A 14,328-nucleotide genomic window follows, 5' to 3' on the forward strand; every position below is an offset into this window, starting at 1 on the left:
AACGAATGGTTATGATGCTAAACACAACCGATCTTGATGAACCTCTTGAAGGAGGCCGGCATGGCCCATGTGCTCGACGCCGATCAGCTCAAGACCTTCGTCGCCATCGCCGATACCGGTTCTTTCACCCGCGCCGCCGAGATCGTGTTCAAGACGCAATCGGCCGTTTCGATGCAGATGAAGCGGCTGGAGGAGCGGGTCGGCCGCCCGCTCTTCGGCCGCGACGGGCGCCACGCCAAGCTGACCGAGGATGGCGAGCGCCTGCTGGACTATGCCCGCCGCATCGTCCGGCTCAACCTCGAATGCGTCGCGAGCTTCACCGAGGCCGATCTGAAGGGCCGCATCCGGCTAGGCGTCCCGGATGACTATGCCGACCGCTATCTGCCGGAGATCCTGGCGCGCTTCGCCCGCTCCAACCCGCGCACCGAGGTCACCGTTGTCTGCGAGCCGACGCCGATGCTGGCGGAACGGATCGGCGGCGGCGACATCGACCTTGCGATCATTACCCATGTCGAAGGGCGCGGCCAGGGCGAGATCATCCGGATCGAGCCGCTGCTCTGGGTGACCTCGGCCCGTCATTGCGTGCATGAGGAAGACCCGCTGCCGCTGGCGCTGGGCCGCCCGACCTGCAACTGGCGCCAGGCGGCTGTCGAGGCGCTGGAGAGCAAGGGCAGGCGCTTCCGCGTGCTTTATGCCAGCTGGAACTCGACCGCGGTCGGCGCCGCGGTGGTGGCGGGCCTCGCCGTCTCGGTGCTGCCGGAGAGCGCTGTCCGGCCGGGCATGCGCATCCTGGGCCCAGCCGAGGGCTTCTCAACCCTGCCCTCCTGCAAGATCGGCCTGCTGCGCACGCGGCACGACCCCTCGATCCTGTCGAACGCGCTCGCCGAGCACATCATCCAGAGCCTGGACAACCTGCAGAGCTTCAAGGTGGCGGCGGAGTAGGCGACGGTCAGGGGCGAGCGGCGAGAACAACGCTCTTGGCGGTGAAGGTCTTGGTCGTGAAGCCCCAGTCATCGGCGAGGCCGAGAATGATCGGCGTGTGGGTATAGGTCGCGAGCACCGCTACGCCCTTGTCACCGTTCGCCATCATCGCCAATGCCTGGGTATTCATGTCGGCCGGCAGATAGGTCATCGTACCGATGATGTTCTCGATCCGGTTGTTGGCCCGATCGAAATTCGCGATGCCGAGCTGGATAGTCGCGAGCTTGGGCGCGATGTTGCCTTGCCGCGCCCGGATGGTCTCCATCGCCGCTGCCGCGCAGCTCGCCGCCCCCTTGCAGGAGCCGGCAATGGCCTGCGCGACCTCTGCCGCGAACCGGTTGAGGTCACGCTGAATGGTGATCGCCTGGGTGACGTCGACCGCGCCCGAAAGCAAGGCGAACATGGCGGTGCTGATCAGAGCGAACTCGATCGCGGCGACGCCACGCTGATCGCGGATCAATCCGTGCCGGCGCCGCGATCGCCTGAACAATCCGAAGGAACGTCTCATTACGGCCTCGTATAGAGTGCGGCTCCGGTGACGTGCAGCGTCGGCAGCCCCGGCACGAAGGTGATCACCTGCGCCTTTGCCCGGATCAGCATCATCGTCCCGGAAGTGCCGGCGACAAAGGTCGCGCCAGTGATCGGTTGCGACCCGGCTGCATAATTCGCCAGCGGCTGCGTTTCGAGGAGAAGACTGCCGACGCAATTGTCGATCGCGATCAATCGGCCGCAAATCTGGTTCTTCACCTGCGCCCGGTTTCCCGCATAGGTACCGGCAGTCCTGCCGGTGGCCGCGTCGGATACGGCATCATGGATGTACATCTGCGCCATGAAGGCGAGCGCGAACTGGAGAATGCCCAGCAGCAGGACGACGAACGCCATCCCGATGAAGGCGAACTCGATCGCCGTCGAGCCTGCGATGTCGCGACGGAATGCGCGCAAGTGCGCCTTGCCGATCAGCGGAGTATCGCCGCCCATATGGTCAGGCACTCTCACGGGCAGCTGCCGCTGCAGAAGCGGATGTAGTCGATCAGGCCGCCATAGGTGTCCTCACGGCCTGCTGCCTGGAAGAAGATGCGATAGGTGCCCTTCGTCGTGACCTTCAGCGGAATCTTCCGCTCGGTCCATTTGTCGGTGTGGACGCAGACGTCGACCTGGTCGGTGGCCTTGTCCACGTCCTTGGAAGGCGTGGAGTAGGAACCCGACTTCTTCTGGAAAAAGGCCTCGATGCGGTTGGTCTGGCTTTCCCAGGTCGCCGCCTTGAGCTTGTCCCACACCGCCTTCGCGTCGGTGCTGTAGGCGCACAGCGTCTGGCCGGCATAAGCTGCGTTGCGAACACGCGAAATGTACCAGTAGCTCAATTCGTAGTCGCCGACCTCAAGCGTGAACTCGCGCCACATGTTCGAATTGGTCTTGCAGCCTGAGGTGTAGCAGTGCGAGTCGAGCTCGGCGAAGAAGTTGCCGAAGCGGATGGTATTGGCCGCGAGCTCCGGGATGCCGTTGATCTCGATGCCACCCTTGCCGCTCTGGGTCGTCCAGCCGTTCCAGTTGTTCAGCACGGTCCAGCTGTTCGACGCGACATTGTGTCCGGTCTCGAAGGATTCGACGAACAGAACCGTGCCGGTTGGCGTCGGCGTCCCGGGCGTACCGACCACATAATTGCAGTTCCGTTCGACGCGGAGCGCTACCGTATTGTAGCCCAGTATGCCGCCGAAAGCGTTGGCACTTGCGGCCGTCGCGACGGCCGTGATGATGTTGTTGGCGAGCGTAGCGGTCACGTTGACACCCGTCACACCGGGCTGGGACAAGCCGTTGACACTCTCCCGGATCTTGGTGTTCGCGACCGAAGTATAGTCCTTCTTCGGATCAGCCCCCGTCTGCCGCGACTGGAAATTGATCTCCAGCGAAGCCGCCCGGCACCCGATCTCGACGGCGCTGGCGATGCGCTGGCGCCGCGCCGCGGCCTGGCTGAGATCGATGCCTCCGCCGACGGCAAGCGCGATCGCAGGTGCGGCGAGCCCGAACATCAGCGCGCTGACGCCGCGCACATCCGTCAGGAGAGATCGGAACAGGCCGGGCATTGGGGGGCCTCGCAAACGGGACAGGCGAACGACAGGACGGTTGCCTGAACGTTAGGTACGGGGCGATTGAGAAAACCTTTCCGAAACCCGTGAATGTCGCTGGTATCGCTGCGAAAACCCGCCTGGCAGCGTGACCTTCCGGCGATATGGTAAAATGCGCTTAAAACTGAAAGGAGAGCTGCAGCGCGAGCGAGCAAGACCGATACGCCCTGGCAGGCGACCGCAGAGCTATCCTACTGGAGACCGGGCAGAATGCTGGCGTATTTCGCGTTCAGCAGCGGGCCGATCTGCCGGATCGTCGCGATCGCAGCGATCGAGACGAAGAACGCGATGAAGCCGTATTCGAGCGCAGTCGCGCCGCGGCGGTCACGCAGGAATTCGAGGGCCAGGGCGGACAAGCGTTCCATACCCGCCAGATTAGCCCAAAACTCCGGATAATTGGTTAATCCGAAGCGCAAAACACGCGATCACCGGCGAATGTCTCGCTCGCCTTCAGCGCCTACAGCGCGAGTTCCGGGAAGACCGGCTCGACCTTTCCGCCCCAGGCCCCCTGCTCACGCACAGCCAGACGCTCGGCGAGCGTGCGGCCGCTCTGGGCAATGGCGATGACCGGCTCGAGATAGATCGCCTCGTCACGGCCTTTGTCGTCGAGCCGAGCCCGGCGAACGAGACCGGCGCGCGACAGCTCGACTACCTCGCGGGCGAGCTCGCGCAGCGGACGGTTCGCGATCCTGGTGTTGAGTCCGGCCTTCGGCACAGTGTCGCGCAGTTGCTGACGGTCCTCGGCGCTCCAGCCCTTGACCAGGTCCCAGGCGGCTGCGAGCGCAGCATCGTCATAGAGCAGGCCGACCCAGAAGGCCGGCAGCGCGTTCAGCATCTCGACCGGGCCGGCATCGGCGCCGCGCATCTCGATATAGCGCTTCAGCCGCACCTCCGGGAACAGGGTGCCGAGGTGGTTGACCCAGTCCGACATGGTGGCCCGCTCGCCCGGCAGTTGCGGAAGCTTGCCGGCGAGCAGGTCACGGAAGGAGGCGCCGGCGACGTCGTGATAGATGTCGCCGCGCTTGACGAAATACAGGGGCACGTCGAGCGCCCAGTCGACATAGGCCTCGTAGGACATGCCCTCGTCGAAGGCGAAGGGTAGCATGCCGGAGCGGGCATTGTCGGTGTCGCGCCAGATCTCGGAGCGCATCGACTGGAAGCCGTTGAGCTTGCCGTCGCTGAAAGGCGAGGCGGCAAAGAGCGCCGCAGCCAGCGGCTGCAAGGCGAGGGAGACCCGCAGCTTGCGCACCATGTCGGCCTCGTCGGCGAAATCGAGATTCACCTGGACGGTACAGGTGCGAAACATCATGTCGAGGCCGCGCGTGCCGACCTTCGGCATGTAGTTCTTCATGATCTGGTAGCGCCGCTTCGGCATCATCGGCGTCTGCTCGCGGGTCCAGAGCGGCGAGTGGCCGAGCGGCAGGAAGCCGATGCCGTGCGGCTCGGCGACCGCCTTCACATCCGCGAGGTGCTGGTCGAGCTCGCTGGCCGTCTCATGCACATTTGCAAGCGGCGCGCCGGAGAGCTCGAACTGGCCACCAGGCTCGAGCGAGATCGCGCCGCCGCCATCCGGGCCGGCCAGGCCGATGACATGGCCGGCATCCAGGATCGGCTCCCAACCGAGGCGGGCCTGCATGCCCTCCAGCAATTGCCGGATGCCGCCGCTGCGGCCGGCAGCAGCGCCCTCATAGGGAACGGGGCTGAGATCGTCGCGATAGAACGGGAACTTCTCGTGCTCGGTGCCGAGCCTGAATTCGGAGGCCGGTTTCTCACCCTGCGCGATCCAGCCGACGAGTTCGGCCTTCGAGCTGATCGGAGTCGAATCGGATACGTCGCGGGCCATGGGCGCTCCGGCATGCGTGCACCGGCGCGCCGCCTGCCGATCTGGCAGCCGGGCAACGCGCCGGATCAAGTGCGGCACGGGCAGCGGGAGCTGGTGCTCCCGCCGCGCCATGCGCTGAGGAGCGCCAGCAATAGGCGAGCGGCGTTGATCCGACAACGACCGCAAACGCGTGCGAGCGCACGCCGACCTTGCATCAATGCATGATCGCGAAGCGGTCAAGCGGCTCCGCGCAGCAGATTTGCACCCTTCGGCACGAACCCGTCATCATCCGCATCATCCGTACGCGTCTGCGCGGCGATCCAGTCGGTGACGGCGACGAGTCCGGCGTTCTGGCCGCCCGTACCGGCGCGGGCCTCCTCGAAGATCGCCAGTTGCATGTCGGCGCTGGTGCCGCCTGCGACGATGCTACGGCAATGGGCGAGGTCGAGGCCGCAGCCGAGCGCAGCGGCATCCTCATCGAGCAGGGCCAGCACCTCGTCCAGCACCTGTCCGACGGGCAGCATGGCGCGGCGCTTCTCACAGACGAAGCCGCCATGCAGGCCGTAGCGCTGGGCACGCCAGATGTTCTCGCCAGCGAGGGCGCGCGAGGCGGCAGTGAGGTCGGCGTTGAGCCCGGGCTTGCGGGCGAGATGGCGTACCAGGCAGCGATAGAGAGCGGTGATGGCAAGCGTGTCGTCGAGCCGCGTGCAGCTGTCGGCAACGCGCAACTCCAGCGTCGGGTGCCGATCCGAGGGACGGATCGCCCACCAGACGAAGCTGGAATCGCGCATCGCGCCGGCGGCGACCATGGTATCGACATAGGCGCGATAATCTGCGGCATCGGCAAAGAGCTCCGGCAGGCCGGTGCGCGGCAGTTCCGCATAGGCACAGAGCCGATAGCCCATCAGCCCGGTCCGTCGCCCCTGCCAGAACGGCGAGGAGGTCGAGAGCGCGAGCAGCAGAGGCAGGAAAGGCAGCATCCGGACCATGATCGAGATGCGCTGATCCTCGTCCGGCACCTCGACATGGACATGCAAGCCGCAGAGCTGGTTGCGGCTTCCGAGCATCTGAAGGTCGCGCATGATGCCATCGTAGCGCTTGGCCTCGGTGGCGCGCTGGCGAGCCCAGACGGCGCTCGGATGAGTACCGCAGGCAAGCAACAGCATATCGTGCTCGCGCGCGATCGCAGCCAACCCCGCGCGCAGCCGCCGCAGCGAATGGCGGGCCTGTGTCATCCTCTCGCAGACCGGCGTCGCCACCTCGATCTGCGATTGCAGCATCTCGCGCTGCAACTCCTCGGGAAAGGCAGCCTGCGCCGCCTCGATGAAACGCGGTGCGATCTTGCGCACGGCGCCGCGGCTTGCGGCATCGGACAGGAAGTACTCTTCCTCGATACCGAAGCGGTAGGCGCTGCTCACCATGATGTCTCTCCCCCGTGGCGCGCCGCCCCGGAGCGAAGCAGCGGCGCCAGACTGCCAGTCAATGAGTCGGAACTGCGACCAGCCGCGCAGTTTTCACGCCTAAACGCGGAAGCGGCCGCCGCGTTCCGAACAGCGGGAGAGGAGCCGACGGCACGCAAGTTGCGGAGTTATCTGGCGGACCAGTCGCCCAATGTCGCCTGCACGACGGCGAGCGCCGCGACTGCCGCCGTATCCGCTCGGAGAATGCGCGGGCCAAGCGACAGGCGCAGCACCCGCTCGCGCTGCAGAATCAGAGCGCGCTCCGATTCGTCGAAGCCGCCTTCCGGGCCGATCAACAGGGCGATCGGCCCGCGGGGGGCCTTCTGCAAGGCGGCGATCGGACTCTGCGGCTCCTGCGCCTCGTCGCAGAAGACCAGCAGCCGCTCCGGCTCGAGCCCGGCGAGCGCTGCCGCGAGCGGCTGCTCTGCTCTGATCTCCGGTAGAGCGAGGATACCGCATTGCTCGGCCGCTTCTACCGCATTGGCGGCGAGCCGGTCGAGATTGAGCCGCGAGACCTGAGTGAAGCGGGTCAGCACCGGCTGAAGTACGCCCGCCCCCATCTCGACCGCCTTCTGGGCCATGTAGTCGAGCCGCGCATGCTTCAGCGGCGCGAAAAGGTAGAGAAGACCGGGCGCGGGCGGCTGCGGGCGGGTTTGGTTCAGCGCCTCCAGACTGGCCTGTTTGCGTCCTTCCACCCGGATCGCGCAGAGCCATTCGCCGTCGCGGCCGTTGAAGACGAGGATGGTGTCGCCGCTGCGCAACCGCAGCACGTTCAGCAGATAATTGGCTTGGTCGCGCGCGAGGTCCAGCACGGCGCCCGGTGCCAACGGCGCCTCGCTGTACAGCCGGTGCTTGGTGAAATCCCGCATGCTCTTCGAATCCGATCCCGTCATAACGGCGCGAAAGTCGCCACAATCCCACGCTATCGGCAAGCAATCTCGGTGAAATGCGAGCCGGCGCTTGTTGGCGCACGGCTCTCACTGTTATGGAAAGGCCCGCGACGCCGGGACGGGCGTGGGTGACGGGACAAGAGCGGAGCGGATGATGCGGCGATACGCGACCCTGAAGCTGGCAGTGGCGCTGGCTGGGCTGGCCCTGGCCGAGCCGGCATTCGCGCAGGTGCCCTCGGGCTGCGAGAACATCCAGAAGCTCATGCAGGAGCGCCAGTCGATCGTCGGGCAGCTCAACGCGAACGCGAAGGCCAAGCGCAAAATGACGCCCCAGCAGGCCTGCGGCATCCTCGGTCGGCTTGTCGGCAACGGCAATACCTTGATCAAGTTCGCGTCCGCCAACCAGGACTGGTGCCAGATTCCGGCGAGCTTCGTCGACGGCATGAAGGCCGACAACGAGAAGGCCGGCGCCATCCGCGGCCAGGCCTGCAATGCGGTGAAGCAGCAGGCGCAGATGCAGCGACGCGCGCAGCAGCAGGCGCAGCAACAGCAGGGCGCCAACCCGTTCGGCGGCGCCGATTCCATCACCGGCGGCCCGATGCGCGTGCCGCAGGGCGCGCTCTGATCCGGCGGTGCCAATATGGCACCCTCGCCTCCACTCGCTGACGCACCGCTTCCCGACGCCCTGAAAGGACATTGGGTCGATACGAAGGCGCCTTCGGGACTACGGCCCTATCTCAAGCTCGCCCGGATCGAGCGCCCGGTCGGATGGCAGCTCCTGCTGCTGCCGTGCTGGTGGGCAGCGGGGCTTGCCGCTGTCGCGGCAGGACTGCCTGTCCCGAACCTCTGGCACTGCCTGCTGTTCCTGATCGGCGCGATCGTGATGCGCGGCGCCGGCTCCACCTTCAACGACATCGTCGATCGCAAGCTCGACGCGCAGGTGGCGCGCACCCGCGGCCGTCCCCTGCCCTCCGGCCAGGTCAGCCCGAAGCAAGCCGCCGCCTTCATGGTCGGGCTGTCCCTCGTCGGCCTCGTCATCCTGCTGCAGTTCAACCGCTTCACGGTGATCGCCGGCATCGCCTCGCTGGCGATCGTCGCGATCTATCCGTTCATGAAGCGGATCACGAACATGCCGCAATTCGTGCTCGGCCTCGCCTTTTCCTGGGGTGGACTCGTCGGCTGGAGCGCGGTGTTCGGCCAGCTCGATGCGCCGGCCTATCTGATCTACGCCGCTGCGGTGTTCTGGACCATCGGATACGATACGATCTATGCGATGCAGGACATCGAGGACGACGTCATCGCCGGGATCAAGTCGAGCGCCCGCTATTTTGGCGCCTTCACCCAGCAGGCGGTCGGGCTCTGCTACGGCATGACGATCGCGCTCGCCGGCGTCGCCGCCTGGTTCGCGGGGGCGGGGCCGGTCGCCTTCATCGGAGTGGCGCTGTTCGCGCTGCACCTCGGCTGGCAGGTCCACAGCATCGCCGGGGCAGACGGGCCTGCGGCGTTGAAGCTGTTCCGGTCGAACTGGCATGCCGGCCTGTTGCTGGCGGCCGGCTTCGCACTCGATGCGCTGGTGAAGTTCGCGTTCTAGCGACCGAAAATCACTCGGTCATTCCAGGGCAATCCAAAAGGATCGAGCCCGGAATGACGGCTTGCTTCTGCGCTAAGCCATCCTGCTCTAGGACAGGATCTCGCCGCGGATCACCACGGGGCGCTCCGGCAGGCGGCCGGTCTTGCGCCGCGTCAGGAAGCGCGGGCGGCGGCCGGCGAGCAGAGCATGCCGGCGGCGGATGCGGACCGCGCCGAGCGCGACCCGGCCGAGCTGCGGATAAGGTTCGGTGATCGCGCCGTCACTGGTTTCGAGCAGCAGCGGCAGGCCGCTCGTGCGGCCGGCATCGCGCCAGACGGCGATGGCATCGTCCTGATCGAGCACGGCGACAACGACCGAACGGCCATCGCCCGCGGTCAGAGCAACCTGAAAACGGTCATCGTCGGCGATCGCGCCGCCGGCGAGGCGCAGCGCGATGCCGCGCCAGCCCTTGCCGCCACGCAGGATACGCACCGGCCCGACACGCTCGATGCGTGGGCTATTTTGCTGCTGCGGCGCTTGCGCCGACTGCGAGGGCTGCCCGCTCTGATTATGCGCGCTGCTGGGGAAGGCAGGCACGCAGCCAGCCTCCCCAGCAGCCGGCGTGACGCTGGCCATCGGTTTTAACGCCTCTCTCTTAATCCCTGCTGCCCGGAACCCTCTGTGGATGCGGGGTTCTCGTGCTCTGCAGGGAGGAGAGTGGCCGGAAGGATTGTCCGAGCGCTTAAGCTTGAGGGTTAAACAAAGGTGTTGAAGCGGTTTTCCGCCCTTTTGCGGTTTGTTTCCCGGTTGATGCTTGACGGAATCTTTCTCCCGATGGTGGCTTTTTCCTTGTTCAGCCGCCCCGCAAGGCCGTAACGAAGTGCGATGACATCCACACCATTGCCGATCGCCGGGGATCTGTTGGCCGCCGTCGAAGCCGCCTGCCGCGAGGCCGGAGGTCTCGCGCTCGACCTGTTCCGCCCCGGGGCGAATACCGTCGCCAAGACCTGGTCGAAGGCCGGCGGCTCGCCGGTGACCGAAGCCGATATCGGTGTCGATACCTTCCTGCATGTCCGCCTCGCGGCGCTGCTGCCGGAAGCCGCCTGGCTTTCGGAGGAAACGGCTGACGACACGATCCGGCTGTCGCGCCGCTTCGTCTGGGTGGTCGATCCGATCGACGGCACCCGCGCCTACATGGCGGGCTCGGCCGATTGGGCGGTCTGCGTCGCCCTGCTCGACGAAGGGCGCCCCATCCTCGGCGTGGTGCATGCGCCGGCAGGGACGACGACCTATACGGCGGTCAGCGGCGGTGGAGCGCAGAGCAACGGCAAGCCGATCCGCGCGAACGGGCTCACGACGCTCGCCGGTGCCCGCATCGCAGGCCCAAAACCAATCCTCGACGCCCTCGCCCGCCAGCAGGATTTCGTCGCCACGGACAAGATTCCGTCGCTGGCGCTGCGCCTGACCCGCATTGCCGACGGCACGATCGATGCCGGGCTCGTGTCACCGGATGCGCGCGACTGGGATCTCGCCGCCGCCGATCTCGTGCTCAAGGAGGCCGGCGGCCAGGTCACGACCTCCGATGGCGAAGCGCTCAGCTATAACCGCGAGATACCGGTCCACGGCATGCTGATGGCGTCTGGAACCAGTCTTGCCACCTCACTCGCGCAGGCGCTGCGCCGGCTGCGCGAGAGCCAGCCGCAGCGGAGCTGAAGCGCGGCGCGACGCCGCTGCCGCAGCGCCAGGGCGAAAGCTGCCGGAAATAACCGCAATTTGTTGGCGATCGGCCCTCGCGCGCGCGCGGCTGATGGCTTATCTGATCGCACGGCAAAAGCGCAGGCAAGGCAGGTCGGAGCAAGTCCGGCGCTGCTCCAGCTTGCTTTCGACGCAGACCTCAGGACACCGGTCGGAGACGAACGATGAGCACGAGCCAGGACACCAAGCAGCTGCTGCACCTCGTGATCGGCGGCGAGTTGAGCTCGCTCGACGGGGTCGAGTTCAAGGATCTAGCCCAGGTCGACATCGTCGGCGTGTACCCGAACTACGCCGCCGCCCATGCGGCCTGGAAGTCCAAGGCGCAGCAGACCGTCGACCAGGCTCAGACCCGTTATTTCGTCGTCCACCTGCATCGCCTGCTCGATCCCTCGACAGCCCAGAGCTGATCTGAAAGACGCTGCAGTCCGGCTCGATGGGATTTTCGCTGCTCAAGACGAAGTTCGCGCAGGAGGCGCTTGGGCGCAGCCTCGCCTATTATCTGCGCCTGGTCAGGCGCACGAACCGCTTCGTCGTCGAGCCGGCCGACGTCTATGATCGCGTGCGCGGCGAGCTGCCGCTGATCATCGCGATGTGGCACGGCCAGCATGTCATGATCCCGTTCGCCCGGCCGGAGTGGATGCCGTCCTGCTCGCTGGTCTCGCGCCATGGCGACGGCGGCTTCAACGCCGTCGCGCTGCGCGAGCTCGGCATCGGGGCGATCCGCGGCTCGGGCGCCTCTGGCAAGAAGGTCCGCGAGAAGGGCGGCGCGCCGGCCTTCCTCGCCATGGTCCGCCGACTCGCCGCCGGCGACACCATGGTGCTGACCGCCGACATCCCCAAGCGCGCCCGCATCTGCGGCCCGGGCATCGTCCAATTGGCGCGCGCCTCGGGGCGGCCAATCCACCCGATCGCCGTGGTGACCAGCCGGCGCATCGACTTCAACAGCTGGGATCGCGCCTCGATCGGCCTGCCCTTCGGGCGCGGTGCCATCGTCGTCGGCGATCCCGTCTGGGTTGCTCGCGAGGCGGACGAGGCGACCTGCGAGGCGGCGCGCCTTGCCGTCCAGGCCGGGCTCGACGCCGTGCATGAGCGCGCCTATGCGCTGATCGGCGCGCGCGATCCCGGCGCGGACCTGCGTGAAGTCCAGGCTGCAAAAGCAACGGCCAAGGCCAGCGCCGCATGATCGGCCGCAGCATCATCATCCAGACCTACCGGACGCTCACCGCCCTGCTCGAGCCGGCAGCCGCCGGCCTGCTGCTCTGGCGGCGCCGGCGCGGCAAGGAGGACCCGGCACGCCTTTCCGAGCGGCGGGGCCATCCGAGCATCGAGCGGCCGGCGAAGACGCTCGTCTGGCTGCATGGCGCCAGCGTCGGCGAGACGGTGACGCTGCTGCCCCTGATCGAGCGGCTGCAGCGGCGCGGGCTCGCCGTGCTGGTGACCTCGGGCACGGTGACCTCGGCGCGCCTCCTGGCGCAGCGCCTGCCGGCCGGGGCGATCCATCAGTTCCTGCCGCTCGACGTTCCCCGCTATATGCGCCGCTTCCTCGACCATTGGCGCCCCGATCTCGGCCTGATCTGCGAATCCGAAATCTGGCCCAATCTGATGATCGAAGCCGGCAAGCGCAGCGTGCCGCTCGTCCTGGTCAATGCGCGCATGTCGGAGCGCTCCTTCCGGCGCTGGTACAAGTTCCCGCAGACCTCGCGCTATCTGCTCTCCGGCTTCGACCGCTGCCTGGCCCAATCGCAGGAGGACGGGCAACGCCTCGCCCAGCTCGGCGCACCGCGCGTCAGCATCGCCGGCAACCTGAAATTCGACGTCCCCGCCCCACCGGCCGACCCCAATACGCTTGCCTTGCTTGACGGCCTCGCCGCCGGCCGGCCGGTCTGGGTCGCCGCCTCGACCCATCCGGGCGAGGAAGAGGACGTGCTCGCGGCCCATCTCGGCGTCAGGACGCATCTGCCGAAGCTCCTCACCATCGTCGTGCCCCGCCATCCCGATCGCGGCGCTGAGGTCGAGGCGCTGGCGCTGGCCAACGACGTCGCCAGCGCCCGGCGCTCGCTCGGCCACCTCCCCGAGCGCGACATCGACTTCTACATCGCCGATACGCTCGGCGATCTCGGCCTGTTCTACCGGCTGGCGCCGGTCGCCTTCATCGGCGGCTCGCTCGCCCCCATCGGCGGCCACAACCCGATCGAGCCGGCCAAGCTCGGCTGCGCCCTGCTGCATGGCCCGCTCGTGCATAAATCCGCCGATCTCTTTGCCGCCTTCGATGCCGGCGGTGGCGCAATCCAGGTCGCCGACCGGCAGGAGCTGGCCCAGGCAGTGCATCGCTGGCTCAGCGACCCCGCTGCAGCGCGCCAGGCCGCGCGGGCCGCAGCCCGCACCAGCACCGAGCTCAGCGGCGCGCTGGAACGGACCGTCCAGGCGATCGAGCCGCTGCTGCTGCGCGCGACCATCGGCCAGCGCGAGAGCGTGGAGTGATGCGCGCCCCGGGCTTCTGGTGGCACGCGCCGCCATCCGCCCTCGCCCGGCTGCTGCAACCGCTCGGGATGCTCTATGGCGCGGTCACGCTGAAGCGCATGCGCCGTCCGGGTATCGAAGCCGGCCTTCCGGTGATCTGCGTCGGCAACTTCGTCGCCGGCGGCGCCGGCAAGACGCCGACCACGCTGGCGCTGGCATCCCGGCTCGCCAGGATGGGTGAGACGCCCTTCGCCCTGACGCGCGGCTATGGCGGGCGGCTGCCCGGCCCGCTGCGGGTCGACGCGGCCCGGCACGGCGCCGTCGACGTTGGCGACGAACCCCTGCTGCTGGCGGCGCAGCTGCCGACGATCGTAGCGCGGGAGCGGCCAGCCGGCGCTACGCTCGCACGCGAAGCGGGCGCCAGCGTCGTCCTGATGGATGACGGGCTGCAGAATCCCGCGCTGCACAAGGACCTGCGACTGGCGGTCGTCGACGGCGCCGCCGGCGTCGGCAACGGGCTTTGCCTGCCGGCCGGGCCGCTGCGCGCACCGCTCGCCGGGCAGCTCGGGCAGGTCGATGCCCTCGTCGTCATCGGTGAGGGAGCGGCCGGCGAGCATGTCGCCGCGCAGGCACTCACAGTCGGCAAACGCGTGCTGCGGGCCAAGCTCGTGCCGCCGGTCGACATTCAGGCGGAGCTCGCCGGCCTATCGGTTCTGGCCGCCTCGGGGATCGGGCGGCCCGAGAAATTCGCGGCGACGCTGCGCGCCGCCGGTGCGCGGCTTGCCGGCGAACGCGCTTATGGCGACCACCACGCCTATTCGGATGCCGACGTCGCGGCGCTGATCGGCGACGCCAAGGCGAAGGCCTGCCGCATCGCGGTCACCGAGAAGGACATGGTCAAGCTCGCGCCACTCTGGCCGGCGGCCGAACGCTCGCTCCTTCTGTGCGTGCCGGTCACGCTCGCCTTCGAGGATGACGCAGCACTCGACGCGCTGCTGCGTCATACCGTCGTAAAGGCCCGCTCAGCTGCGGCCGGCGCGTCGCACGCGCAATAGCACCGCCTCAGGCGAGGCATAGGCCTCCTGCCAGTCGACCGACCAGTAGCGCAGATCCTCGAGCCGGATCGCAGCACCAGTGACGGCGCAGCGGACGAAGGCGCCAGGGCGCACGACGCGGAACTCACCATGGCCGTAATCGACCAGCGCTTCCGATCCTGAAGGGGGCAGACGTTCGTTGATGTTCATCATAGGGCCGGGGGATCGAGCGG

The 14,328-nt window shown here is 67.4% G+C and carries 17 protein-coding genes; 8 read left to right on the top strand and 9 right to left on the bottom strand.

Annotation, left to right across the window (positions count from 1 at the left end):
• The first annotated feature begins 60 nt into the window (after positions 1-60).
• Entirely contained in the window at positions 61-942 is an 882-nt protein-coding gene (locus tag BMZ21_RS08640) for a LysR substrate-binding domain-containing protein (RefSeq protein WP_091832439.1), read from the top strand.
• Positions 943-949: 7 nt separating this feature from the next.
• Here BMZ21_RS08640 and BMZ21_RS08645 read toward each other — a convergent pair whose 3' ends face one another.
• From BMZ21_RS08645 to BMZ21_RS08675, 7 genes are all read right to left on the bottom strand, one after another.
• Positions 950-1,489 (bottom strand): TadE/TadG family type IV pilus assembly protein, encoded by a 540-nt coding sequence (locus BMZ21_RS08645; protein WP_143079675.1) that lies wholly within the window; start codon positions 1,487-1,489, stop codon positions 950-952.
• On the bottom strand, positions 1,489-1,977 hold the full coding sequence (locus BMZ21_RS08650; RefSeq protein ID WP_143079676.1) for a TadE/TadG family type IV pilus assembly protein: 489 nt from the start codon (positions 1,975-1,977) through the stop codon (positions 1,489-1,491). Before BMZ21_RS08650 ends, BMZ21_RS08645 begins: the two co-directional genes overlap by 1 nt.
• A complete protein-coding gene (locus BMZ21_RS08655; protein ID WP_091831873.1) occupies positions 1,974-3,062 on the bottom strand; it encodes a TadE/TadG family type IV pilus assembly protein in 1,089 nt (362 codons plus the stop codon). The genes BMZ21_RS08650 and BMZ21_RS08655 overlap by 4 nt, the downstream gene beginning before the upstream one ends.
• A 233-nt stretch (positions 3,063-3,295) precedes the next feature.
• Positions 3,296-3,460: a Flp family type IVb pilin gene (locus BMZ21_RS08660; RefSeq protein WP_244543754.1), complete on the bottom strand. Its 165-nt coding sequence runs from the start codon at positions 3,458-3,460 to the stop codon at positions 3,296-3,298.
• Positions 3,461-3,561: 101 nt separating this feature from the next.
• A complete protein-coding gene (locus BMZ21_RS08665; protein ID WP_091831876.1) occupies positions 3,562-4,947 on the bottom strand; it encodes a glutamate--cysteine ligase in 1,386 nt (461 codons plus the stop codon).
• A gap of 215 nt (positions 4,948-5,162) precedes the next feature.
• Positions 5,163-6,347 (bottom strand): carboxylate-amine ligase, encoded by a 1,185-nt coding sequence (locus BMZ21_RS08670; protein WP_091831878.1) that lies wholly within the window; start codon positions 6,345-6,347, stop codon positions 5,163-5,165.
• A 167-nt stretch (positions 6,348-6,514) separates the two neighbouring features.
• Positions 6,515-7,255, bottom strand: coding sequence for a 16S rRNA (uracil(1498)-N(3))-methyltransferase (locus BMZ21_RS08675; RefSeq protein WP_091832442.1), 741 nt, complete (start codon positions 7,253-7,255; stop codon positions 6,515-6,517).
• A gap of 91 nt (positions 7,256-7,346) precedes the next feature.
• Here BMZ21_RS08675 and BMZ21_RS08680 point away from each other — a divergent pair, with 91 nt between their 5' ends.
• Together BMZ21_RS08680 and ubiA are read left to right on the top strand one after the other, a co-directional pair.
• Positions 7,347-7,901: a hypothetical protein gene (locus BMZ21_RS08680; protein WP_143079677.1), complete on the top strand. Its 555-nt coding sequence runs from the start codon at positions 7,347-7,349 to the stop codon at positions 7,899-7,901.
• A 15-nt stretch (positions 7,902-7,916) separates the two neighbouring features.
• Positions 7,917-8,867 carry a 4-hydroxybenzoate octaprenyltransferase gene (gene ubiA / locus BMZ21_RS08685; RefSeq protein ID WP_091831882.1) on the top strand — a complete coding sequence of 317 codons (951 nt, stop codon included), beginning with the start codon at positions 7,917-7,919 and terminating at the stop codon, positions 8,865-8,867.
• Between the two features lie 87 nt (positions 8,868-8,954).
• Here the strand turns inward: ubiA and BMZ21_RS08690 are convergent, their stop codons facing one another.
• A complete protein-coding gene (locus tag BMZ21_RS08690; RefSeq protein WP_143079678.1) occupies positions 8,955-9,443 on the bottom strand; it encodes a DUF6101 family protein in 489 nt (162 codons plus the stop codon).
• Between the two features lie 288 nt (positions 9,444-9,731).
• On the opposite strand from BMZ21_RS08690, the gene BMZ21_RS08695 reads away from it, so the two are divergent.
• From BMZ21_RS08695 to lpxK, 5 genes are all read left to right on the top strand, one after another.
• The gene (locus BMZ21_RS08695; protein ID WP_091831886.1) at positions 9,732-10,559 is read left to right on the top strand and encodes a 3'(2'),5'-bisphosphate nucleotidase CysQ; all 828 of its coding nucleotides are present in this window, start codon (positions 9,732-9,734) and stop codon (positions 10,557-10,559) included.
• Positions 10,560-10,765: 206 nt separating this feature from the next.
• A complete protein-coding gene (locus BMZ21_RS08700) occupies positions 10,766-11,008 on the top strand; it encodes a DUF4170 domain-containing protein (RefSeq protein ID WP_091831888.1) in 243 nt (80 codons plus the stop codon).
• A 26-nt stretch (positions 11,009-11,034) separates the two neighbouring features.
• Entirely contained in the window at positions 11,035-11,784 is a 750-nt protein-coding gene (locus tag BMZ21_RS08705; RefSeq protein ID WP_091831890.1) for a lysophospholipid acyltransferase family protein, read from the top strand.
• Complete coding sequence (locus BMZ21_RS08710; protein ID WP_091831892.1) at positions 11,781-13,082, top strand: 3-deoxy-D-manno-octulosonic acid transferase; 1,302 nt, start codon at positions 11,781-11,783, stop codon at positions 13,080-13,082. Before BMZ21_RS08705 ends, BMZ21_RS08710 begins: the two co-directional genes overlap by 4 nt.
• Positions 13,082-14,116, top strand: coding sequence for a tetraacyldisaccharide 4'-kinase (gene lpxK, locus BMZ21_RS08715; protein ID WP_091831894.1), 1,035 nt, complete (start codon positions 13,082-13,084; stop codon positions 14,114-14,116). The genes BMZ21_RS08710 and lpxK overlap by 1 nt, the downstream gene beginning before the upstream one ends.
• On the opposite strand, the gene BMZ21_RS08720 is transcribed toward lpxK, so the two are convergent.
• Positions 14,084-14,305 carry a DUF2093 domain-containing protein gene (locus BMZ21_RS08720; RefSeq protein WP_091832446.1) on the bottom strand — a complete coding sequence of 74 codons (222 nt, stop codon included), beginning with the start codon at positions 14,303-14,305 and terminating at the stop codon, positions 14,084-14,086. The two genes, lpxK and BMZ21_RS08720, sit on opposite strands and share 33 nt — an antisense overlap.
• Positions 14,306-14,328: the final 23 nt, after the last annotated feature.

The organism is Allobosea lupini (assembly GCF_900109525.1).
In the GTDB taxonomy this organism is placed as follows: domain Bacteria; phylum Pseudomonadota; class Alphaproteobacteria; order Rhizobiales; family Beijerinckiaceae; genus Allobosea; species Allobosea lupini.

Excerpts from the sequence above, each read along its gene's own strand:
- BMZ21_RS08640 (WP_091832439.1), top strand. The coding sequence starts at position 61 with ATGGCCCATGTGCTCGACGCCGATCAGCTCAAGACCTTCGTCGCCATC.
- BMZ21_RS08645 (WP_143079675.1), bottom strand. The coding sequence starts at position 1,489 with ATGAGACGTTCCTTCGGATTGTTCAGGCGATCGCGGCGCCGGCACGGA.
- BMZ21_RS08655 (WP_091831873.1), bottom strand. The coding sequence starts at position 3,062 with ATGCCCGGCCTGTTCCGATCTCTCCTGACGGATGTGCGCGGCGTCAGC.
- BMZ21_RS08665 (WP_091831876.1), bottom strand. The coding sequence starts at position 4,947 with ATGGCCCGCGACGTATCCGATTCGACTCCGATCAGCTCGAAGGCCGAA.
- BMZ21_RS08670 (WP_091831878.1), bottom strand. The coding sequence starts at position 6,347 with ATGGTGAGCAGCGCCTACCGCTTCGGTATCGAGGAAGAGTACTTCCTG.
- BMZ21_RS08675 (WP_091832442.1), bottom strand. The coding sequence starts at position 7,255 with ATGCGGGATTTCACCAAGCACCGGCTGTACAGCGAGGCGCCGTTGGCA.
- ubiA (WP_091831882.1), top strand. The coding sequence starts at position 7,917 with ATGGCACCCTCGCCTCCACTCGCTGACGCACCGCTTCCCGACGCCCTG.
- BMZ21_RS08695 (WP_091831886.1), top strand. The coding sequence starts at position 9,732 with ATGACATCCACACCATTGCCGATCGCCGGGGATCTGTTGGCCGCCGTC.
- BMZ21_RS08700 (WP_091831888.1), top strand. The coding sequence starts at position 10,766 with ATGAGCACGAGCCAGGACACCAAGCAGCTGCTGCACCTCGTGATCGGC.
- BMZ21_RS08705 (WP_091831890.1), top strand. The coding sequence starts at position 11,035 with ATGGGATTTTCGCTGCTCAAGACGAAGTTCGCGCAGGAGGCGCTTGGG.
- BMZ21_RS08710 (WP_091831892.1), top strand. The coding sequence starts at position 11,781 with ATGATCGGCCGCAGCATCATCATCCAGACCTACCGGACGCTCACCGCC.
- lpxK (WP_091831894.1), top strand. The coding sequence starts at position 13,082 with ATGCGCGCCCCGGGCTTCTGGTGGCACGCGCCGCCATCCGCCCTCGCC.
- BMZ21_RS08720 (WP_091832446.1), bottom strand. The coding sequence starts at position 14,305 with ATGAACATCAACGAACGTCTGCCCCCTTCAGGATCGGAAGCGCTGGTC.